Here is a 21584-nt window from a genome sequence, read left to right on the forward strand (position 1 = left end):
ACCGCCCCCGCGCTGCGACAAAACGCGACACCTGCGACGTGGCGAGGCGTCGCAGGTGTCGCGTTTTGTCGCATGGGGCGGGAGGGGCAGCCACAGCACCCGCGGATACGCTGGGCCGATGACGACGACCGCGCCCTTCGGCTCCTGGACCTCCCCGATCACCGCCGCGGCGCTGGCCGCCGGCGAGCACCCCGTCGAGGGCGGCACGTGGGTCGGCGACGAGGTCTGGTGGCTCGAGCGGCGCCCCAGCGAGAACGGCCGCCTGGCCGTCCGCACCCAGGGCCCCGACGGCGAGCCCGTCGACGTCCTGCCGGCCCCGTGGAGCGCCCGCACCCGCGTGCACGAGTACGGCGGCGGCTCCTGGTTCGTGACCCCCGACCGCACCCTCGTCTTCACCGAGTTCAGCGACCAGCGCCTCTACCGTCTCGACCCCGGGTCGCAGGAGCCCACGCCCCTCACCCCGGCCACCGGCTCCTTCCGCTTCGGCGAGATCCAGCTGCACGTGGTCGACGGCCACTCCGAGGTCGTCGCCGTCCGCGAGACCCACGACGAGACCGACCCCAGCCCGTCGGCCCTCACCCGCGACATCGTGGCCGTGCCGCTCGACGGCAGCGCCGCCGACGACGCCGGCGCGATCCGCTCGATCGTGAGCGGCTCGCACTTCCTCGCCTACCCGCGCTTCTCGCCCGACGGCACGCGCCTCGCCTGGATCGCCTGGGAGCACCCGCAGATGCCCTGGGACGGCACCGAACTCCGCGTCGGCACCCTCGTCGCGGACGGCGGCGGGGCGCAGGAGCTCGGCACCGTCTCCTCGTGGAAAGTCCTGGCCGGCAGCGAGACCGAGTCCGTCCTCCAGCCGACGTGGCACGGCGACAGCCTCCTCGTCACGGCCGACCGCACGGGGTGGTGGAACCTCGAACGGGTCGATCTCGACGGCACCAGGACTCCGCTGCACCCCGAGGCCGCAGAGTACGGTGGGCCGCTGTGGACGCTGGGGATGGCGTGGTACCGGGTGCTCGGCGACGGCAGGATCCTGGCGGTCCGGACCCTGGGCAGCGACCGACTCGAGCTGATCGACCCGGCCACCGGCGACGCCACCCCGATCGACCTGCCGCTCACCGCGATCGGCGTGGGCGCGGTGAACGGCGACCGCGTGCTCGTGTCGGGCGGGTCGTCGACGCTGCAATCGGGTCTGCGCGTGCTCGATCTCGGAAGCGGCGAGCTGACCGACGTGCGGCTCGAGGTCGACGACTTCCCGTCGGCCGACTATCTGCCGGGCGCCCGCGAGGAGACCTTCCCGAGCGTCGACGGCCGCGTCGTCCACGCGATCGTGCACCCGCCGCACAACGCCGAGTTCACGGCGCCCGAGGGCGAGCTGCCGCCCTACGTCGCGTTCGTGCACGGCGGCCCGACCGGGCGGACGACGGCACCGCGCGACCTGCTCACGAAGGCGTACTTCACCAGTCGCGGCATCGGCGTCGTCGACATCAACTACGGCGGCTCGGCCGGCTACGGCCGCGCGTACCGCGACGCGCTGAAGCTGCAGTGGGGCGTCGTCGACGTCGAGGACACCGTCGCGGCGGTCCGCGGCCTCGCCGACGCCGGTCTCGCCGACGGTGCGCGACTCGCGATCCGCGGGGGCTCGGCCGGCGGCTGGACCGTGCTCGCCTCGCTCACGTCGTCCGACGTCTTCGCCGCCGGGGTGTCGTACTTCGGCGTCGCCGAGCTCACGAAGTTCGCGCAGGACACCCACGACTTCGAGTCGCGCTACCTCGACGGTCTCATCGGCCCGCTGCCCGAGGCCGCCGAGCTGTACGAGACGCGCGCTCCGGTCAACAACACCGCGGGGCTGACGACTCCGGTGCTCCTGCTGCAGGGCCTCGACGACCCGATCGTGCCGCCGTCGCAGGCCGAGATGTTCCGCGACGCGCTCGTCGCCGGCGGGATCCGGCACGCGTACGTCGCGTACGAGGGGGAGTCGCACGGCTTCCGCAAGGAGGCGACGATCATCCACGCGACCGAGGCCGAGCTGTCGTTCTACGGGCAGATCCTGGGCTTCGAGCCCGCCGGGGTGCCCGTGCTGCCGCTCTCCTAGCCCGCCCAGCCCCGGTCCGAGCGACAAAACGCGACACCTGCGACGCAGCGAAGCGTCGCAGGTGTCGCGTTTTGTCGCAGGGGGGATCAGTAGCCGGAGAAGGCGTCCGTCGTCACCCGGCGCACCCCGGCCTCGTGCAGCGTTCGGCGCACCGAGTGGACGAAGCCGGGCGAGCCCGAGACGTACGCGCGGCGGTCGGCTGCATCCTGCGCCCCGGCCTGCACGAGCGCCGCGGTGAGCGGCCCGGCACCGAGGTACTCCCACCCGTCGGGCAGCGACGAGGGCGCGGCCGGCGCGACGACGAGCACCCGCGTCTCGAGCCGCACCAGCTCGGCGACGTACGGCGCCTCCTCGAGCGACGGCACCGAGTAGACCAGCGTCACGGAACGCGTGTCGCCCGTCGCCCGAAGATGCTGCAGCTGGCTGATGAACGGCGTGATGCCGATGCCGCCCGCGACGAACAGAAGGGGGGTCGCAGGATCCCGCGGCAGAGTGAAGTCGCCCCCCACGCCCGTCGCGCTCACCACGTCGCCCGGCGACAGCGCGAGCAGCGCCGCCTTGAACGTCGACGGCCGCTCGGAGGTGCGGAACCCGAAGCGCACGACCGAAGGATCGTGCGCCCCGGACGCGATGCTGAACACGCGCCGCTGGCCCCGGACGTCGGCGCGGGCGTGCGGCAGCGACAGCTCCATGAACTGCCCGGCCCCGAAGCGCACGGGGTGCGCGGGGCGGAAGGTCATCTCCCACGAGGTGGGCGTCAGCTGCTCCTTCGACACGAACGCGAGGCGCAGGCCGCGGCGCTGGCCGACCGCGAAGGCGAGCACGTTGCCGACCACGAGGGCGAGCTCGTACGAGTTGTAGACGGGCCCGACGTGGAGCGAGAGCCCGAACAGCACGCCGACGACCACGGCGAGGGCGAGCTGCTGCCACCGCTTCGGCGGCAGGGTGAGCGGCTCGGAGAGCATGAACCCGGCGAAGAACACGATCGGCGACGACAGCAGAGCGCTCTGGAGGGCCAGCGGCGCGACGAAGCCGTTCGCCGTGTAGGTCGCGGTCACCGACACCGTCGCGACGACGAAGAACAGCACGCCCATCTGCAGGTGCCGCGTGCGGAACAGGATCACGCAGGCGCCGACGACGACGATCGGCAGGATCGCCGGAGCCCCGACCCACCAGGACGGGAACGCGGCCGGGAACGCGATGCTCATCACGAGCGCCGACACCGCCGCCGGGTTGAACACGTGCCGCCCGCGCACGGCGAGCAGGTACTTCGACACCGACGCGATCACACCGGCGAGGGCGACGTAGCCGAGCGACGAGCCCGTCAGCTGCGGCGTGAACAGGAACGCCAGGATCAGCCCGGTCACGATCGACGACTCGGTGTGCGGCTTCACCCGCACGATCAGGGCGACGAGCCGGTTGCTCACGACGGTGGCGACGACGGCGACGGCGGCCGAGACGACGATCGCCCCGGGCGCGTACGCGATCCTGCCGAGGCCCGACATGATCAGCGACTCGGCGAGCACGGCCAGCAGGGCGAGCAGCACCAGCCGGTACATCGTGACCCGACCGGTGAGCCGGTCGAGCCAGGTGGTGAAGGCGGTCATGCGAAGAGGTCTCCAGAGAAGTTCGTGGTGTACTGCGCGCCGCCGTCGGCGAAGACGCGCACTGCCTCGAGGGCGAGTTCGGGGAAGGCCCGGTCGAGGGCCGCAGGATCCGCGAAGAACAGCGCCGTGGCGATCCCGTCGGCCGCTCGCGCCGTCGGCGCCACCGCCCACGTCGCGATCACGTCGGCGGTGGGGAGCCCGGTGCGCGCGTCGAGGACGTGGTGGAGCCCCTCGCCCCACGTGCGCCGGTTCACGGCGCTCGCGCAGAGGGCGCGGTTCGCCAGTTCGATCACGCCGATGGCCAGCGACGGGTCTGCCGGGTGCTCGAGCGCCACGCGGGCCGGCGTCGCCGGGTCGCCGCGGTGGCGCAAGTCGCCCGAGGCGTCGACGACGTAGTCGTCGTGGCCCGCCTGATCGAGGTGCGCCGTGACGAGATCGACGAGGAACCCCTTGCCGGCCGCCCCGACGTCGATGAGCACCGGATCTGTCGTGGTCAGCGTGAGCGCGTCGGCGTCCCACGCGGCGACGTCGTCGAAGCGCGGAACGGCCGCCGGGTCGGCGGCGGCTCCCGGAGCGGGCCGGAAGCTGTAGTCGCGGTCGTAGCCGAGGTGCTCCAGCCGCCGGCCGACGAGCGGCGACACCGCGCCGGCCGTGGCGTCGCCGAGGCGACGATAGAGGTCGAACAGGGGCGCTGCATCCTGCGGCATCTCGAAGACGCCGGGCGAGGTCGCGATGCGGGCGACGAGCGAGTCGTCGCGGAATCGCGACCAGTCGCGGTCGAACTCGTCGATGCGCCGGGCGATCGCCTCGCGCACCTCGGGCTCGACGGGTGTCGCCGTGGTGATCCGCCACGGCGCCCCGATCGCCTCGAACTCCCAGGCGTGAGGGCGCGCAGGATCGCCGAGACCCGGCATCAGGCGTCCTTTGCGGCGGCCTTGATCTTCGTCAGGGCCGCGTTGAAACCCTGGCTGGTCAGCGACGACCCGGCGACGTTCGTGACGTTGAGGTCGTCGATCTTCTTGCCGACGATGGCCGACGAGATTCCGCCGATGAACTGCTGCTCGTACTGCTGCGCGGTCGGGTCGGCCTTCACGGTCTTGACCGTCACCGCCTTGACGGAGTCGTCGGCGATCGTCAGCGAGACGTTGATGGTCTCCTGGCCGCCGGGCGAAGAGTACGAGCCGTTCGACGAGAAGGTGCCGTTCTTGTACGTGCCGGAGCCGGACGACGAGCCGGCGTCGGTCGCCGAGGAGGACGCCGAGCTCGAAGGGGAGGAAGCGGAGCCGGACGAGGAGGAGTCGCCGGACGAACCGCTTGATCCTGCGCCCTGGGTCGACCCCGAGGTGGAGGAGCAGCCGGCGAGCAGGGCGACGAACGAGGCGCCGGTGAGCGCGAGGAGGGCGGTGCGCGAGCGGGCGGCAGAAAGCATGAAGGGTCTCATCTCGAGGTGGGGGATGGAAAGATTCTCTTGGACGTTCCTACGAAAAACCCGGGGCCGCGGTTCACCGCCCGGGAATCAATTCAGCGCACTCATAAGTTGGCAACCCTGTGACCTCTCCCGCCTCTGCCTCAGCCTCCGCCTCCGGTGTCGGATTCCGCTCCGAGCGCGGGCCCATTCTGATCGCCCTCATGCTCACCACAGGACTCGTGGCCATCGACTCGACGATCGTCGCCACCGCGGTGCCGTCGATCGTGCGCGACATCGGCGGGTTCTCGTCGTTCCCGTGGGTGTTCTCGATCTACCTGCTGGCCCAGGCCGTCTCGGTGCCGATCTACGCGAAGCTCTCCGACATGGTCGGGCGGAAGCCGATCATCCTTCTCGGCATCGGGCTGTTCCTCGTCGGGTCGGTGCTCTGCGGGTTCGCCTGGAGCATGCCCGCGCTGATCCTCTTCCGGGTGATCCAGGGCCTCGGCGCCGGTGCCGTGCAGCCCATGGCGATCACGATCGCCGGCGACATCTACACCGTGAAGGAGCGCGCGAAGGCGCAGGGCTACCTCGCGAGCGTCTGGGCGATCTCTTCGGTCGTCGGGCCGACCCTCGGCGGCGTCTTCTCGTCCCTCGGCATCTGGCGAGGCATCTTCTTCGTCAACGTGCCCCTCTGCGCGCTCGCCGTGTGGATGCTGCTGCGGGCGTTCCACGAGAAGATCGAGCGGGCGCAGCATCGGGTCGACTACCTCGGGGCGTCGCTGCTCACCGTCGCGCTCACGCTCCTCATCCTCGCGGTTCTCGAGGGCGGCCAGGCGTGGGCGTGGGACTCCCCGATCAGCGTCGGGGCCTTCGCGATCGGCGCTGTACTGCTCGTGCTGTTCGTGCTCGTCGAGCGGCGGGCCGCCGAGCCCGTGCTGCCGACGTGGGTGTTCTCGCGCCGTCTGCTGCTCTCGACGTCACTCATCTCGTTCGGCGTGGGCGCCGTGATCCTGGGCCTCACGTCGTACGTGCCGACCTATCTCGAAGGGGCCGCAGGATCGTCACCGATCCTCGCCGGACTCGCCCTCGCCTGTCTCACTCTCGGCTGGCCCGTGTCCGCCTCGCAGTCCGGGCGGCTGTATCTGCGGGTCGGCTTCCGCACCACGGTGCTGATCGGCATCTCGGTGACGGTGATCGGCTCGGTGCTCCTGCTGCTCGTGGTGCATGCGCCCTCGGTCTGGCTCGTCGCGGCGGTGTGCTTCGTCATCGGCCTCGGAATGGGCCTCGTCGCCACGCCGAGCCTCATCGCCGCGCAGTCGAGCGTCGAGTGGAACGAGCGCGGAGTCGTCACGGGCACGAACCTCTTCAGCCGCTCCATCGGAAGCGCGCTCGGCGTCGCGGTGTTCGGGGCCGTCGCGAACGCGATCTACGCCCGCACCGCGCACGGCGACCAGGTGCCGTCGGTGATCGTGTCGGCGTCGGCGGCGGTCTTCGCGGCGGTGGTCGTGACGGCGGTGCTCGTGGTCGTGGCGGTGCTGGTGATGCCCCGGGTGCGGGGTGCCGCTGCTCCTGCGACCGGGCCGGTGGCGGTGCCCGCCGTCGACTGACGCCGCGGCGCCCGGCGCATACTGGGGCGATGAGGCCGGCCTGGGTCGACGCACTCGCCGCGCGGCTGCACGGCGAGCTCGACGATGCGCCTCGCCGTCTGGCCGAGTACTCCAGCGACGCCTCGAACTACCGGGTGGTGCCTCTCGCCGTCGTCTTCCCACGTGACGAGCACGACGTCGTCGCCTGCGTCGAGGCGGCGCGCGCGGCCGGCTCGTCGGTCACGGCGCGGGGCGCCGGCACGAGCATCGCCGGCAACGCGATCGGCCCGGGGCTCGTGCTCGACTTCAGCCGGCACTTCACGGGCATCGTCAGGATCGACGGCGACTCGCGCACGGCCACCGTCCGGCCCGGGGTCGTGCTCGCCGACCTGCAGCGGGCCGCCGCCGCGCACGGCCTGCGCTTCGGCCCCGATCCGTCGACGGCGTCGCGCTGCACCCTCGGCGGCATGATCGGCAACAACGCCTGCGGCCCGCGCGCCGTGCAGTGGGGCACGACCGCCGCGAACGTCCGGGCACTGCGCTTCGTCGACGGAACCGGCGAGGTCCGGACGGTCGAGAGCGGCCGCGGCTTCGACGGCTTCCCCGACCTGGAGCCGTTCATCACCCGTCACCTCGGGATGGTCCGCACCGAGTTCGGGCGATTCGGCCGGCAGATCTCCGGCTTCTCGCTCGAGCACCTGCTGCCCGAGCGCGGCCGCGACCTCGCGAAGGCCCTCGTCGGCACCGAGGGAACGTGCGGGATCGTGCTCGAGGCCACCGTCGACCTCGTGCCGCTGCCGGCGGCGACGAGTCTCGTGGTGCTGGCCTACGAGGACGCCGCGCGGGCCGCCGACGACGTGATGTCGCTCCTGCCGCTGAAGCCGCTCGCCATCGAGAGCATGGACTCCGCGCTCGTCGACGTCGTCCGCGCCGCGCAGGGCGCCACGCGCGTGCCCGACCTCCCGTCGGGAGGCGCGTGGCTGTTCGTCGAGACGCAGGGCTCCGACGAGGCGTCTGCCGACGAGGCGGCCACGGCGATCGCGGCCGCAGCGGCAGGTGCCCGGGCATCGCGCGTGGTCGGCCGCGGCGACGACGCCCGGCGGCTCTGGCGCATCCGCGAGGACGGCGTCGGCCTCGCCGGCCGCACTCTCGACGGACGACCGGCGTGGCCGGGCTGGGAGGACTCCGCGGTGCCGCCCGAGAACCTCGGCGCGTACCTGCGCGACCTCGCCGCGCTCAAGCGTCGGCTCGGCGTCTCGGGCCTCGAGTACGGCCACTTCGGCGACGGCTGCGTTCACACCCGCCTCGACTTCCCGTTCGACGAGGGTCCGCGGCGGTTCCGTGAGTTCCTGGCCGAGGCGGCGCCGCTCGTCGTGTCGCACGGCGGATCGCTCTCGGGCGAGCACGGCGACGGGCGAGCCCGCGGGGAGCTGCTACCGACGATGTACTCGCCCGAGGCCATCCACGCGTTCGCCGAGTTCACGCGGATCTTCGACCCCGACGGAGTGCTCAACCCCGGAATCGGGGTCGACCCGGCGCCCGTCGATGCCGACCTGCGGGTGCCGGCCTCGCGCATCCTGCCGGTTCGAGGCCTCTCGCTGCCCCGCGATCACGGCGACCTGTCGGAGGCCGTGCACCGCTGTGTCGGGGTGGGCGCGTGCCGCGCCGACTCGTCGGCGACCGGCGGCTTCATGTGCCCGTCGTTTCTCGCCACCCGCGACGAGAAGGACTCCACTCGCGGGCGCGCCCGCGTGCTGCAGGAGATGATCGACGGCGGCCTCGATGGTCGGGCATTCGACTCGCCCGAGGTCGCCGACTCGCTCGACCTGTGCCTGTCGTGCCGCGCCTGCGCCTCCGACTGCCCGGCCGGCGTCGACATGGCCTCGTACAAGTCCGAGGTGCTCTACCGGCGCTACGGGCGCAGGATCCGACCGGTCGCGCACTACACGTTCGGCCGGCTCCCGCAGTGGCTCGCCCTCACGAGCCTGCCGGCCGTCGCCACGACCGTGAACGCCCTGGCCCGCGTCCGCCCCCTCGTCCGGCTGGGGCTCCGTCTGGCGGGGGCCGACGCGCGCCGCGAGGTGCCCCGCCTGCCGCGACGGACCTTCCGACGATGGTGGGCGAAGCGCAGCGGCCCCGCTCGGCCGTCGGGTCGCGGACCCGTGCTGCTCTTCACCGACACCTTCACGAACGGACTGACGCCCTCGGCCGGGATCGCAGCCGTCCGTGTGCTCGAGGACGCCGGCTACGAGGTCGCGGTGCTGCCGAGGCAGGAGTGCTGCGGCCTCACCTGGATCACGACGGGCCAGCTCGACCAGGCGAAGCGGCTGCTCCGGTCGACCGTCGACGCGCTCGCGCCGTACGTCGAGCGCGGCGTCCCGATCGTCGGTCTCGAGCCGTCGTGCATGGCCGTCCTCCGCAGCGACGCGGAGGAGCTTCTGCCGGGGGACGAGCGGGCACGGGCGGTGGCGTCGGGTGTGTGGACTCTCGCCGAGCTCCTGCGCCGGACGCCGGGGTGGGAGCCGCCCCGCCTCGACGGGGAGGAGGCGGTGGTGCAGCCGCACTGCCACCAGCACGCCGTGATGGGGTTCGAGGCCGACGCCGCCCTGCTCGAGTCAGCGGGCGTCGACGCCGCGCAGGTCGCGGGATGCTGTGGGCTCGCGGGCAACTTCGGCATGGAGAGGGGGCACTACGACGTGTCGGTCGCGATCGCCGAGAACGGGCTGCTGCCGGCACTCGCCGCCCGGCCCGGCGCGGTGCTCCTGGCGGACGGGTTCTCGTGCCGCACGCAGGCGTCGCAGCTCGCGGGTCGCGACGGGATCCACCTCGCCGAGCTGCTCGCCTCCCGCCTGCCCTCGGGCGACTAGCAGGACTGCGTCGCGACCGAGGCGGTGACGACCGCGGGCTCAGGAGCAGCGGCAGACGCCGCCTCGACGACACCCGAGCCGCCGGCCCGCACCCGCCGCGCCCCCAGCGCGATCAGCACCACGGCTCCGACGACCGCGATGCCCGCCGACACCCAGAAGTCCGGCGCGATGCCGAGCGACGACACGACCGCCCCGCCGACCACGGACCCGAGCGAGATCGACAGCTGGATCGTCGACACGAAGAGCGTGAGGCCGCTCTCGGCGCCGTTCGGGCTGCTCGCCGCCATCCACGTCTGCGTGCCCAGAGGCAGAGCGCCCCAGACGAAGCCCCAGATGACGAGGAGAGCGAAGACGCCGGGCACCGACCACGCGAGCAGGGGCAGCGACAGGACCGCGGCGGCGAGCACGAACTTCGCGACGCCGAGTGTTCCGAGCACGTTGCGGCTGAGGGTGACGCCGGCCACGAAGTTGCCCGCGATGCCGGCGATGCCGAAGACCAGCAGGGCGAGGGTCACCGTGTCGGGGCTGACGCGCACGATCTGCTTGAGGTACGGCGAGATGTACGTGTAGGCGGCGAACTGCGCCGTGAAGACGAACGCGGTCGCGATCAGGCCGACGCGGGCCCGCGGGATCCGCAGGAGTCCGGCGAGCGTCGCGAACCGCACCCGGTGGATCGCGGGGATGCTCGGCAGGAAGATCAGCTGGAGCACGAGCGCCACGATCCCGAGGCCGCCGCCGATGACGAACGCGAGCCGCCACGAGGAGAGGGCGGAGACGAACGAGGCGAGCGGCAGGCTGACGACCGTGGCGACCGAGACGCCGGCCGTGATCAGCGACGAGGCGCGGATCACCGCGGGCCCGTCGACCAGTCGCCCGGCGATGCCGGCGCCGATGGCCCAGAAGCCTCCGATGCCGACCCCGAGCACGAGCCGGCCGACGAGCAGCACGGCGAAGTTCGGCGCGAGCGCCGCGATGGCGTCTGCCACGATGAGCAGGATCGAGAGCGCCACCAGCACGATCCGCCGGTCGACCCGCGACGTCGCCACGGTGACGACCGGCGACGCGACGGCGCCGATGAGCGCGGTGAAGACGACCATGAGACCCGCCGTCCCGATGCCCACGTGGAGGCCGTCGGCGATGGACGGCAGGAGGCCGATGGGGAGGAACTCGGAGAGGACGAGGACGAAGGACCCGAGGGCGACGGAGAGGACACCGGACCAGCCGCTGCGGGGTGTTGACGAGGTCATGAGCGATCCAACGCGAGCGGGGGCCGGGCATTCCCGTCAGCCGCGAATCTTCCGTGGAATCGCTGACAATTGTTTGATACTTTGGGACGCGTTCCCACTGCGAGGATCAGGGCAGTGGGAGCGGCGGTCGGCAACCGGTCGCCGGGAGGGCCCGCCGATTGGGTCGGCGGGCCCGCCCCTTCCCCCCGTGTCCTGCTGTGACGCGGGCGTAGCGTGAAGAAATGGACCCGCGCGCACAACGCAGCCGCGACCGTCTGACCCGGGCCGTGCTCGCCTTCGCGGACGCCGGACGACTCGACGACGTCAGCGTCTCCGAACTCGCGCGCGAGGCCGAGGTGACCCGCGACACCTTCTACCGCCACGCATCCAGCGTCACGGACCTCCTCACGATCGCGATCGGCGAGAAGCTCGAGGAGTTCGGCGCCGCCGCCGTCACCGAGATGCCCCCGAGGTCGGAGCTCGCCGCCGTCCTGCGCGCATCCGAGCCCGCGCTCCTGCAGCACATCGTCGACCACGCGAACATCTACCGGACCGCGCTGGCCGGCGACAACGCCGCACCCGTCTACCGAACCCTGCTGCGCTTCCTCGCCGGGAACATCGCCACGGGGCTGCGCGCCTACCCCGACATCGCGCCGCTGCCGCCCGAGCAGATGGACGACACGGCGATCCTGATGGTCTCGACGTACAGTGCCGCCGGTTTCGTGGCCGCCGTCCGCGAATGGCTCATGCTCGGCGATCTCAGCGACATCGACCGCGCGGGCGAGATCATCGCGGCCAGCGCGCCCGAGTGGTGGCGGAGGGCGACCGGTCGGGTATGAATCCGCTGGCAATTTCGGCGGCGTGATCGTAGGATGCGAGTGGAAGCGGTGAGGGTTCCGGTCGGTCCGACTCTCATCCAGCGGGCCGTCGACTTCTCTGTCGAAGACGGTGCCGTTCCGAACTCGTCAGCTCCCCTTCACTTCCTCGCTGTCCGAACCCGAACAGCGACGCCCGCACCACGAAGGGTGGCCGAAGTGCACCACGATCTCAAGATCGAATTCGTCGTCCGTGACCGCACGGGGGCCGTCGCCGCCGTCGTGACGTCCACCGGTGTCATCGACGCGGAGTTCGCGTCCGAGCAGATCGCTCGCGGCGAGGCAGCGTACTTCGCCGGCCCCGACTCGTACGTGCGAGCGCGCGTCCGGTCGATCCCGGCCCTCGGCGGCCCGTACCTCTACGCCAACTGGGACGGCACGCGGCGCAACAACCTCCACGACCTCGCGCGGGGTCTCAAGCGCATCGAGGTCCGCCGCCATGCCCACCTGGCCGCCGGCGCGACGAGCCGCCGCCGGGAGTGGTTCGAGCGTCTCTTCGGCCGGGCGCGCGCCTACCTCGCCGCCTGAGTCACGATCCCACTAGGCTGGAGTCATGGTCACCGTCTTCGCAGTCTTCCTCGGCATCGTCGCCGGGCTCATGGCGATGAGCCTGCTCGCCCTCCTCGTGACGCTGATCGTGCAGGCGGTCCGCTCGCGCACGCACGGGGTCCCCACGATCTACCGCGACTGACCTTCGACCGTCACCCTCGGGCCGCGCTTGTTGCGCGGCCCTTTTTCGTGCGCGCTGTCAGCAACCTTCCTAGGGGAATGTTTTACTCGGACTCTGGACGTGGAATTCCACGTGCGAGTACGGTCGATCCTGCCGGTGATGATGCCGGCAGGATCAGGAGTGCTCACGTGTCGTCAATCCGTCCCACCTCACGACCACCCGTCGTCTTCTCGGTGGTCATCGTTCTTGCGATCGCGGCCATGGGAGCGATCGTGCCCGCGGCGTCGGCGTCGGCAGCCACCGCAACTGGAGACGCCGATTTTCTCGCCAGCATGTCCTCGGCCGGGGTGTCACCCCTCGATCTGGTCGAGCTCTCGCACAAGGTTGCCCGCGGTGAAGCGCTCGACTCCGAGAATCCCGCGGCCGTTCCTGTGGACGTCTCGCGAGCTCCGGACGGAGCGGGTGGGCAGGCGACGACCATGACGTTCAACGATGGCTCGGTGCGCACGATCGCGACTCTCGCCATTCCTTCGGCCGACTCGAGAGCTGTGACGACGTACGTGACAATCGAGTGCAATCTGATCCACTGCACTCTCTTCATGACCAAGGCGCAGACGAAGCAGCTCGCCTCCACGGCGACCGCCGGCGCCGTCGTCGCCGCGGCCTGCAAGGCGGCCTCGTGGGCCTGCCGCATCGCCCTCGCCATCATGCGCGACACCGCGACCAGTGCCGTTTCCCAGGGGAAGTGCGTGGCGCTTCGCAAGTTCGTCGGGCCGAGTCTGGTGTCGTGGCCGGTGATCGAGAAGTGCCGGTCGTGACGGCGTCCGCGACACCTCGGCGCTATGGCGCGAGGACCAGGCTCGAGCTCGTTCTTGCCTGCTCCGGGCTCATCGTCATCGACCTTGCGTCGATCCCGCTCCGAAAGGCAGACCTCGGCCCGGTCGGCTCCGTGATCCTGATAGCCGCCGCGTTCGTGGCGATCGCCTACGCTCCGGGCCTCGTGCCTGTGGGGGCAGGGCGCCTTCGCACTCCCATCTCTGCGGTCGGCGGCGCACTGTCGTATTTTCTCGCCGTGGCCACGTCCGCTGCGGCACTCACGGCGGCGGAGATCGTCGGGGCATCCTGGCTTCCGGCCGCCGGCGCGTTCGCCGCCACGGGCATCGCCGTCGTGGTGCTGTTGCTCCGCCGCGTCTAGCGACGACGCGGCGAGGTGACGATGAGCAGGATCACGGCGATCACCGACCCGATCAGCGTCTCGACGAAGCGGTCGGCGACGAGCGTCCCGATCGCCTCGGGCGACGCGATGTGCACCATGACGAGTGCCAGAGACGTGAGGCCGATCACGGCGAGGCCGTAGTTCCGCAGCACCCAGAGCTCGGCCCAGAGCGCACCGGCAGTCGCGATGACGAGAAGCACGGGGAGGGGCGGGTTCAGCGCGAGCACCGCGCCGGCGATGACCAGCCCGAGGGCTGTGCCGGCGAACCGCTGGGTGCCCCGGCCGAGCTTCGCCCCGAGGCTCGTGCCCTGCAGCGGCACCGTCGCCGCCAGCGCCGCCCAGTACGGGTGCCCGATGCCGAGTGCGGTGGCGATGCCGCCGGCGACCAGCGGCCCGAGCGCGTAGCGGGCGACGTCGAGCCGCACCCCGGAGGCCGAGAGCAGTTCGCGCCAGCCGACGCGGGGCTTCAGGTCGTGCTTGGCCGCGCCGGTCGGCGGCAGGATCCTGCCCGCCTGCCCGATCAGGACCGCCAGCGCAGCCGACGCCAACGGCAGCGCCGACGCCCAGACGAGATCGATCGGGCTGTGCGAGAACGAGGAGACGCCGCCGGCAGCGAAGACGAGGAAGAGCGAGGGGACGGGCAGGAGGCCCTCGCGACGCGCGACGAGGAAGCCCCCGACCGAGAGGAGGGCGATCACGGCGACCGCGAGGAACGAACCCGGCTGCACCATGCCGACGAGGGTGCCCACGAAGACCGCCGAGGAGAGCGACAGGCCGGCGACGACCTGCAGGCGGAGGCGCCCGGCGTACGTCGCGTGCCGGCCGAACATCGCCGCCATGGCGCCGAAGGTCGCGTAGATCGTCAGGATCGCGTGACCCGACAGCGACAGGGCTGCGATCGGGATCAGCAGCGAGACGGCGACTCGGAACGCACCCCAGTGGGCGCGGTTGTACGGCGAGATGCCGAGGAACTCGCGACGCCACCCTGCGACAGTGCTGCGGTGCACGGGGATCGTGCGCGTGGGGGCGGTCGCTGTGCTCATCGGCTCCTCTGGTTTTTAGACAAAACCATTCTAGCGGACGCCCGCCGTGGCGTCCAGAACGCAGAACATGCCGCCCACCGGAAAGGTGAGCGGCATGTTGTGGAGCGTTCGGACGAGGTCAGGCGGTGACGCGCACGGCCTTCGCGAGGTTGGCCTCGAGCTCGGGCTTGGTCTGCTTCACGACGTAGGCCGGCTGGTCGCGCTCGACCCGCCAGCTGTCGGCGAGCGGCCCGATGTTGACCGTGTCGAAGCCGAACTCGTCGTAGAGCTTCTCGACCAGGGCGGCGGCGTCGGCGTAGTCGCTCGCCGTGGCCAGTGCCCGGCGATCCTGCGACCCGGAGGGCTTGCCGTCGGTGGTGATGTCGGCCGCGCCGATGTGGTTGAAGCCCTTCGCGACGCGGCTCGTCGGCAGGTGCTTCTGCAGGAGCCCGCTGGTGGTCTCGCGACCCTCGTCGAGGATCGCGATGTGCCCGTCTCGCTCGAAGTAGTAGTTGTTGGTGTCGATGACGATCTTGCCGGCGAGCGGCTCGACGGGCACCTGGTCGACAGCCTTGAGCGGGACGGTGACGACGACGAAGTCACCCGCGTCGGCTGCTCCGGCGGCGGTCGCGGCGCGGGCCTTCGGGCCGAGCTCCTGCACGAGCGCGGCGAGGGTCTCGGGCCCACGAGAATTGCTGATCACGATGTCGTAGCCGGCGGCGATGCCGGCTCGGGCGACCTGGCTGCCGATGTTGCCGGCTCCGATGATTCCGATGGTTGTCATACCTGGTCCAACAAGCGATCCGGCGAACGATTCCCGCCCGCGCATGGGAGCTTCCTGGACGCAGGATCGGAGGGGATTCCCAGCCGCAGGATTTGATCGCCGCCCCGACGGTGTCTACCGTGGTCGAGTCGCTGAGGCCGCCGCGAACGTCGGCCCGCGACCATGCACGGCGCTGCATCTCGCCACAGGCTGCCCAGTCTGCAGACGCCGGACCTGACCTCGAACGGCAGGGGTGGGCAGCCGACCTCTCGACCGCGAACGCGGTCGTTCCGGCGTCCCCTAGGAGCATCCCACCCCATGAAGAACACTCGAATCACTCGTACCCGTGCGCTGTTCGGCGGCGCCGCCCTCGTGGCGCTCACCGCGGGCGGCGTCGGCCTCATGGCTGCCCCCGCCAACGCGGCCTCGACGTCCACCTGGGAGTCGCTCGCGCAGTGCGAGAGCGGCGGCAACTGGGCGACCAACACCGGCAACGGCTACTACGGCGGCCTGCAGTTCACGCAGAGCACCTGGAACGCCAACGGCGGCACGGGCTCGCCTGCCGCGGCCAGCGAGTCCACGCAGATCAGCGTCGCGGAGCGCGTCCTCGCCTCGCAGGGCTGGGGCGCCTGGCCCGCGTGCTCGGCGAAGCTCGGACTGTCGGGAACCGGCGGCGGCTCGACCGCGGTGGCACCGGCCGCGAGCGCGCCGGTGACCACGACGCCGGCCGCACCTGCCGCGTCGGCCCCGGTCGCCTCGGCTCCGGCGACCACGCCGGTGAAGACCAGCGGCAAGACCTACACGGTGGCCTCGGGCGACACTCTCAACACGATCGCCACGAAGCTCGGCGTGACCGGCGGGTGGCAGGAGCTGGCGGCAGCCAACACGGCCACCGTCTCGAACCCGAACCTCATCTTCCCCGGCCAGGCGCTGCAGCTGCCCGCGTAGCGAGGCGGCTCAGAACGGCCTCACCCTTCGGGGTGGGGCCGTTCGGCGTCTCCGGATCAGTGCCGGTGCCGCCAGAGGTAGGGGATGAAGAAGGCGAGGCTCGCGCTGCCGCCGACGGACGAGCGGATGATGATCTCGGCCTCGGCCTCGTTCTCGAACGAGTCGATGTCGGCGCGCGCGCCGAGCTGATCGTGCGGGATCGACTCGATGGCGGGCGGATTCGCCCAGTCGTGTGCGGGCATGGCCTCGCACTGCGCGATCAACTCGCTGATGTCGCTCTTCGCCTCACGGACGAATTGCCGCTGATACCGATCCATGGTCTTCGTCGCCTCTCTGCGCCGCGTCCCGTTCACGCTCGACGTCGCTGTCGAGCACGCATCTATCGTACGACTGTCACGCAGTGATCGGGCGGTGCCGACCCGCTGTCGCACGTCGCGCCAGGACGGCAACGAGGGCTGCGATCAGCACCAGGAGCACGATGCTGACCGGCCCGGTGCCCCAGGCCAGACCGCCGCGGGCGTGGTCGACTCCCATCCAGTCGGCATACGAGGCGCCGAGGGGGCGCGTGACGACGTAGGCGAACCAGAACGTGACGATGGCGTGCCGACGGCCGATCGCGAACCAGAGCGCCGGGATCGCGATGACGGCCGTGAAGACGAGCCCCGAGGCGAGGTAGCCGAGATGGAACGTCGTCGCCGTGAGGTCGCCCGTCGCGGTGCCGAGCGCGAACGTGGCGAGGATCGCGCACCAGTAGAACACCTCGCGGCGCCGGGTCGTGATGCTGTGGATCGACAGCGTGCCCTCCACCCGGTGCCAGACCACGAACACCGCGGCGAGCAGGATCGCAAAGGCCGGCGCGCTCACCAGGTACGGCACGCCGAGCACCACGTGGATCACGTCGGCCACCATCGTGCCGAACACGCTCACCATCACGACCGCGAACCAGTACAGCACGGGTCGGTAGCGGTCGGCGCGGAACTGCAGGGTGAGCGCCACCACGAAGGCGACGAACGCGATCGCCACCCCGATGATCGGGTCGAGGTGCGTCACCAGGAAGTCGGACGAGGTCTCGCCTGCTCCGGTCGTCAGCACCTTGATCACCCAGAAGAGGGCGGTCACCTCGGGCACCTTCGAGAAAGCGCGAGCGGTGTGTGCGGACGACGAGATCGAGGGCGCAGGAGCCGAGGTCATGCCTGCCATCCTCTCGCCGTGCCTCCCAGAATCGACCCAGAGTGGCGTCACGACTCGTCGCCCACGACCGGAATGCCCTCCGAGCGAGCGCCTCGTGCCAGGCCTGCGTCGAACGTCGCGATGATGCCGTCCAGCTGCCGGGCGAGGAGGACGACCACGGCGTCGGGCAATCGAAGACCCGTCGACGCTCGCACCCTCGCCAGATCGAGTGCGACCTCGGCACGGAGGTCGACGAAGCGGAGCTCGAGAGCCTCGTGGCCGGCGAGTGCCGTGCTCACGGTGTCTTTCTTGACCGGGTGCACCAAGACCTCGGCGCGAGTCACCGCGCTGGCCGCGAAAGGCTGACCCGCGAACTCGTTCAGGAGCGAGACCGCGGCGTCGTGATGGGGGTCGTCGCGACTGCCGTATGCGATCAGGACGTTGGCGTCGAGGATGATCACTCGGGCCACTCGTCTTTGAGGCGTGCGGCCGCATCGGCCGGGTAGACGTCGGTGAGAGACCCCGCGTGCTCGAGGATCGCCGCACGTCGCTTCGCGATCCGCTTCTCGCGCTCGCGCTCGATCGCCTTTGAGCCCTCGTCGATGATGCGCCGGAGCGCGGCGGAGCGATTGTTCTGCAACTCGTCGTATGTGACGAGCACGATGTCGATCGCGTGCGCCAGCTCGGGCGTCTCGGAGACGCTGTACCGATGGAGAGTGGTGGCCATGCACAGAATGTAGCACTTCAGCGCGGTGCTGCACCAGGCTGAGTGCTGTACCTGCGGCGCAGAGAGGTCACTCGGTGGCGATCGTGACCTTGTTCATGTGCCGGTCGCACGTCGTGCAGTACGGCACCGACGACGCCGAGACGCCCGTCGTCTCCGACACCTTGATCCCGCACAGCGTGAGGGTGGTGTCGGACTTCGCGGCGGCGTGCAGCATCGTGCTGTTCGGCACGCGGCAGGGGACGTAGCGGAGGGGGAACTTCATGGGCATGATCTGCTCCGATCGGGTGTGCGGGTGTGCGGGTGTGACGGTGCGAGGGGCGGCCGCTCACGCCCGCTCGAGGTCGAAGCCTCGGGCGAGATGCGCGGCCTCGGTGCGGTTGGCCACACCGAGCTTGGCGAGGATGTTGCCGACGTGGACGGCGACCGTCCTGTCGCTGATGAAGAGGGCCTGGCCGATGGACCGGTTCGTGGCTCCGGCCGCGACGAGGCGCAGCACCTGCACCTCGCGACGGGTGAGGCCGCCGGGGTGCTCGTCTCCGGGGCCGGCGGACTGCGCGGCGGTGCCGTGAGGCGCGGCCTCGGGCGCCGCGACCGGCGCGGAGGTCGTCGGCGAGGGCACTGCCGCCGGCGCGGCGAGCGACGGGGCCGAGCCCTCGGGCATGAGCAGGATCGACGCGCGGCGAGCCACGGCGTCGACGAGCGCGGCCAGAGGGGCCGCCCCGAGATCGACGGCCCGCCGCCGCGCGTCGAGCAGCGTGTCTCGGGCCCGCTGCGTGTAGAGCTCGTGCACTTCGCAGGCTCCGGCGCGGGCGAGCGCGTAGGCCTCGTCGAACGGCCGCCCGAGATCCCGCTCCAGCGCGGCCAGGGCGTGCCAGGCCTCGGACGTGTCGCGCCCCCGAGCCCGGTCGGACTCGGCGTCGCACGCGGCCGAGGCCGCCGCCGCCAGGGGTGTGCGCAGGGATCCTGCGACCCGGCGGGCCTTGTCGTGCAGCTCGCGCGCGGCCGCGCTGCCCCGGGCGTCCGTGACCGTCGCCGACCGCCCCGAGTGCTGGAGTGCGTCGGCGCTGGCGCGCAGGGCGATGCGGCAGGCGTCGAGCACGAGCAGCTGGTCCTCCTGCTCGTCGAGGTCGTCGAGGGTCTCGCCGATGATGCGGATCGCGTCGGCCGGCCGTTCGGTCCACGCGGCGATCTCGGCGTCGACGAACGCCAGCTCGAAGGCGTAGGGGCTGTCGCCGATCCGCGGACGCGCCTCGTCGAGGATCGCCGACGCGGACTGCCAGTCGCCCCGCAGCGCCGCCACCTGGGCGAGCTGCGTCGCGAGGAACAGCGCGGCGGGCGAGCCGCCGGCGCCCTCGATGCCGGTGGTGGCCACCTGCCGGGCCTCCTCCCAGCGGCCGGCCGCGACCAGGGCGGTGCAGTAGTTGCTCACGATGGTGGAGGCGGCGCTCGTCACCGGCCCGTACAGCCGGCACACCTCGATCGCCTCGTCGGAGACCCGCAGCACGTCGCTCGGCCTGCCCGCGACGCCGGTCGCGAAGGCGAGATTGCCGTAGCAGCGGATCACGAGCTCGAGGTCGCCGCGGCGACGGACCTCGGGCAGCAGCGCACGAAGATCGTCGACGGCCGCGGCCGCCTCGCCGAGCTGCGCGCGACAGGCCGCCCTCGTGATGCCCGCGTGCAGGGCCACGACGTCGTCCCCGGCCTCGGCGATGGCGCGGTCGGCGGTGGTCGCGGCCGCCCGCGCCTCGCCGAGCGTCATCTCGGTCTGAGCGAGGCTGGCCAGGATCGCGGAATGCCGCTCGCGGTCGGTGTCGCCCGACGTCAGCGACTCCGCCACTCGCAGCATCCCGAGGGCGTCGCGCAGGCGGCCCGACGCGGCCATGACCCGCGCGTGCGAGTGCTCCAGCCGGGCGCGTTCGACCGGAACGAGCGCGCGCGCCCTCGCCTCCGCGGCCAGGGCGCGCGCGCGGTCGAGTCGACCCGCCCAGCGATTGGCGTCGATGGCCTCGAGGAAGACCGTGGTGAGGTCGACGTCGGCGGCGGCCGATGCTGATCCTGCCCCGCCGCCGGCCAGCGACCAGAGCCGGAGCACGGCGTCGTAATTCTCGCAGGCGTCCGCGAACGCCAGGACGTCGACCGCGTGGCGCGCACCCCTGAGGGCGGCCGCGACCGCCTCAGCGGTGCGCCCGCAGGCGAGGAGGTGCTCGGCGAGCTCGACCCCGCGCTCCGGCGACTCGGCGGCGCCCGAGCGGAGCAGAGCGTCCGCGGCCCGCGCGTGGGCGAGCGCCCGTTCGCTCGGCAGGATGTCGTCGTCGACGGCTTCGCCGACGAGGGCGTGCCGGAACGCCACGGAGCTCCGGTCGGTGACGAGCAGACCCTCGTCGACGAGGGCCGCGGCGACGCTCGTGAGCGCGTCGAGGTCGACGCCGAGGGCGTCGGCCAGCAGCCGGGCGTCGGAGCGGTCGCCCAGGACCCTCAGCTGGATCAGGAGGTCGCGGGCTCCTGACGCCTGCCGCCCCACCGCGCCGAGCAGGAGGTCGCCGATCTCGCGGGGTAGACGGTCGGGGTGCGGCTGATGGGCCAGGAGCTGCGCGTAGAACGGGTTGCCGTCGGCCAGATCGACCACGCGCGCCGCCAGGTCGTCGGCGATTCGCGGCGCCTCGCGCTCGACGATCGCCCGGGTGCCCGCGTCGCTGAGCGGACCGAGGGGGACGTCGACCGTGCGCGGCAGCCGGCGCAGCTCGGTGAGGACCCTCCGCGACTGCGACGAGCGCCCGCCGCCGGTCGAGCGCGCGGTGACGAGCAGCGACACCGGATGCGTGTCGATCAGCCGGGCCGCGAACGACAGGGCGTCGAGGGTCGCCGGGTCGGCCCAGTGGGCGTCCTCCACGACGACGAGGAGGGGCGCGGTCTCCGATGCGGCGCTCATGAGCTCGACGATCGCCGCGAGCACCCTCGTCGTCGCCAGCGGACCGGTGTCGGTGGTCGGCGCCGAGCCGTCGGCCAGGGGGCGAAGGCTGGACCACACCTCGTCGGTCACGCTGTCGGGCAGATCGGGTCGTCGCGCCAGCAGCTGGGCGAGGATCCCCAGGATCGGGCCGAACGCCACCCGCGAGCTCGAGACGGGGGCGCACCACCCGGTCACGGCCACACCGCCGCGACGCTCGAACTCGGCGGCGAACTCCGCCGCGAGACGGCTCTTGCCGGCCCCCGGCTCGCCCGTGACGATGGCGACCGTCGCGTCGCCCGACCCGCCCGAGCGCACGAGGGAGAGGAGCTGAGACATCTCGGCCTCACGCTCGATGAGAGTGCCCGCGCCCGGCGGCATGCTCCAGAGTGTAGAAGCGGGCCAGGCTCCGCGGGAGACCCTCCGCACGGTTCGGGTTCGTTCGGAGGGCCTCCCG

Annotated in this window: 21 protein-coding genes; 9 read left to right on the forward strand and 12 right to left on the reverse strand. The window is 71.8% G+C overall.

Annotated elements, in window-relative coordinates:
* Positions 1–118 precede the first annotated feature (118 nt).
* Positions 119–2095 carry a S9 family peptidase gene (locus C8E83_RS18395; protein ID WP_121371520.1) on the forward strand — a complete coding sequence of 659 codons (1977 nt, stop codon included), beginning with the start codon at positions 119–121 and terminating at the stop codon, positions 2093–2095.
* An 86-nt stretch (positions 2096–2181) separates the two neighbouring features.
* Here C8E83_RS18395 and C8E83_RS18400 read toward each other — a convergent pair whose 3' ends face one another.
* Genes C8E83_RS18400 through C8E83_RS18410 form a run of 3 tightly spaced genes read right to left on the reverse strand, consistent with a single transcriptional unit; the run spans position 2182 to position 5131 of the window.
* Positions 2182–3702, reverse strand: coding sequence for an RnfABCDGE type electron transport complex subunit D (locus C8E83_RS18400; RefSeq protein WP_121371521.1), 1521 nt, complete (start codon positions 3700–3702; stop codon positions 2182–2184).
* The gene (locus C8E83_RS18405) at positions 3699–4616 is read right to left on the reverse strand and encodes an FAD:protein FMN transferase (RefSeq protein WP_121371522.1); all 918 of its coding nucleotides are present in this window, start codon (positions 4614–4616) and stop codon (positions 3699–3701) included. The genes C8E83_RS18400 and C8E83_RS18405 overlap by 4 nt, the downstream gene beginning before the upstream one ends.
* Complete coding sequence (locus C8E83_RS18410) at positions 4616–5131, reverse strand: hypothetical protein (RefSeq protein WP_121371523.1); 516 nt, start codon at positions 5129–5131, stop codon at positions 4616–4618. Before C8E83_RS18410 ends, C8E83_RS18405 begins: the two co-directional genes overlap by 1 nt.
* Positions 5132–5331: 200 nt before the next feature.
* Here C8E83_RS18410 and C8E83_RS18415 point away from each other — a divergent pair, with 200 nt between their 5' ends.
* Positions 5332–6717: an MFS transporter gene (locus C8E83_RS18415; protein ID WP_121371524.1), complete on the forward strand. Its 1386-nt coding sequence runs from the start codon at positions 5332–5334 to the stop codon at positions 6715–6717.
* Positions 6718–6746: 29 nt separating this feature from the next.
* On the forward strand, positions 6747–9563 hold the full coding sequence (locus C8E83_RS18420; RefSeq protein ID WP_121371525.1) for an FAD-binding and (Fe-S)-binding domain-containing protein: 2817 nt from the start codon (positions 6747–6749) through the stop codon (positions 9561–9563).
* On the opposite strand, the gene C8E83_RS18425 is transcribed toward C8E83_RS18420, so the two are convergent.
* Positions 9560–10810, reverse strand: coding sequence for an MFS transporter (locus C8E83_RS18425; RefSeq protein WP_121371526.1), 1251 nt, complete (start codon positions 10808–10810; stop codon positions 9560–9562). The genes C8E83_RS18420 and C8E83_RS18425 overlap by 4 nt on opposite strands.
* 221 nt (positions 10811–11031) lie before the next feature.
* Here C8E83_RS18425 and C8E83_RS18430 point away from each other — a divergent pair, with 221 nt between their 5' ends.
* The 5 genes from C8E83_RS18430 (at position 11032) to C8E83_RS18445 (ending at position 13529) form a co-directional block, all read left to right on the forward strand.
* On the forward strand, positions 11032–11628 hold the full coding sequence (locus C8E83_RS18430; RefSeq protein WP_121371527.1) for a TetR/AcrR family transcriptional regulator: 597 nt from the start codon (positions 11032–11034) through the stop codon (positions 11626–11628).
* Positions 11629–11823: 195 nt separating this feature from the next.
* Positions 11824–12192: a hypothetical protein gene (locus C8E83_RS18435; protein WP_147430245.1), complete on the forward strand. Its 369-nt coding sequence runs from the start codon at positions 11824–11826 to the stop codon at positions 12190–12192.
* A gap of 25 nt (positions 12193–12217) precedes the next feature.
* Positions 12218–12355 (forward strand): hypothetical protein, encoded by a 138-nt coding sequence (locus C8E83_RS19675; protein ID WP_170160008.1) that lies wholly within the window; start codon positions 12218–12220, stop codon positions 12353–12355.
* A gap of 458 nt (positions 12356–12813) precedes the next feature.
* Positions 12814–13152 carry a hypothetical protein gene (locus C8E83_RS19340; RefSeq protein ID WP_147430246.1) on the forward strand — a complete coding sequence of 113 codons (339 nt, stop codon included), beginning with the start codon at positions 12814–12816 and terminating at the stop codon, positions 13150–13152.
* A complete protein-coding gene (locus C8E83_RS18445; protein ID WP_147430247.1) occupies positions 13149–13529 on the forward strand; it encodes a hypothetical protein in 381 nt (126 codons plus the stop codon). The genes C8E83_RS19340 and C8E83_RS18445 overlap by 4 nt, the downstream gene beginning before the upstream one ends.
* Here the strand turns inward: C8E83_RS18445 and C8E83_RS18450 are convergent.
* Positions 13526–14593 (reverse strand): FUSC family protein, encoded by a 1068-nt coding sequence (locus C8E83_RS18450; RefSeq protein ID WP_121371531.1) that lies wholly within the window; start codon positions 14591–14593, stop codon positions 13526–13528. The genes C8E83_RS18445 and C8E83_RS18450 overlap by 4 nt on opposite strands.
* A gap of 118 nt (positions 14594–14711) precedes the next feature.
* Entirely contained in the window at positions 14712–15356 is a 645-nt protein-coding gene (locus C8E83_RS18455; RefSeq protein WP_121371532.1) for an NADPH-dependent F420 reductase, read from the reverse strand.
* A 297-nt stretch (positions 15357–15653) separates the two neighbouring features.
* Here C8E83_RS18455 and C8E83_RS18460 point away from each other — a divergent pair, with 297 nt between their 5' ends.
* Positions 15654–16283, forward strand: a complete 630-nt coding sequence (locus C8E83_RS18460) for a LysM peptidoglycan-binding domain-containing protein (protein WP_121371533.1) — start codon at positions 15654–15656, stop codon at positions 16281–16283.
* Positions 16284–16339: 56 nt separating this feature from the next.
* On the opposite strand, the gene C8E83_RS18465 is transcribed toward C8E83_RS18460, so the two are convergent.
* The 6 genes from C8E83_RS18465 to C8E83_RS18485 form a co-directional block, all read right to left on the reverse strand.
* The gene (locus tag C8E83_RS18465) at positions 16340–16600 is read right to left on the reverse strand and encodes a hypothetical protein (RefSeq protein ID WP_121371534.1); all 261 of its coding nucleotides are present in this window, start codon (positions 16598–16600) and stop codon (positions 16340–16342) included.
* Positions 16601–16676: 76 nt separating this feature from the next.
* Complete coding sequence (locus tag C8E83_RS18470) at positions 16677–17483, reverse strand: COG4705 family protein (RefSeq protein ID WP_245981824.1); 807 nt, start codon at positions 17481–17483, stop codon at positions 16677–16679.
* A gap of 38 nt (positions 17484–17521) precedes the next feature.
* On the reverse strand, positions 17522–17914 hold the full coding sequence (locus tag C8E83_RS19680; RefSeq protein ID WP_170160009.1) for a type II toxin-antitoxin system VapC family toxin: 393 nt from the start codon (positions 17912–17914) through the stop codon (positions 17522–17524).
* Positions 17911–18180, reverse strand: coding sequence for a hypothetical protein (locus C8E83_RS19685; protein WP_170160010.1), 270 nt, complete (start codon positions 18178–18180; stop codon positions 17911–17913). The genes C8E83_RS19680 and C8E83_RS19685 overlap by 4 nt, the downstream gene beginning before the upstream one ends.
* Before the next feature lie 67 nt (positions 18181–18247).
* Positions 18248–18448 (reverse strand): hypothetical protein, encoded by a 201-nt coding sequence (locus tag C8E83_RS18480; RefSeq protein WP_121371537.1) that lies wholly within the window; start codon positions 18446–18448, stop codon positions 18248–18250.
* Between the two features lie 57 nt (positions 18449–18505).
* A complete protein-coding gene (locus tag C8E83_RS18485) occupies positions 18506–21508 on the reverse strand; it encodes a helix-turn-helix transcriptional regulator (RefSeq protein ID WP_170160011.1) in 3003 nt (1000 codons plus the stop codon).
* Positions 21509–21584: the final 76 nt, after the last annotated feature.

This window comes from Frondihabitans australicus, from assembly GCF_003634555.1.
GTDB classification, from domain to species: domain Bacteria; phylum Actinomycetota; class Actinomycetes; order Actinomycetales; family Microbacteriaceae; genus Frondihabitans; species Frondihabitans australicus.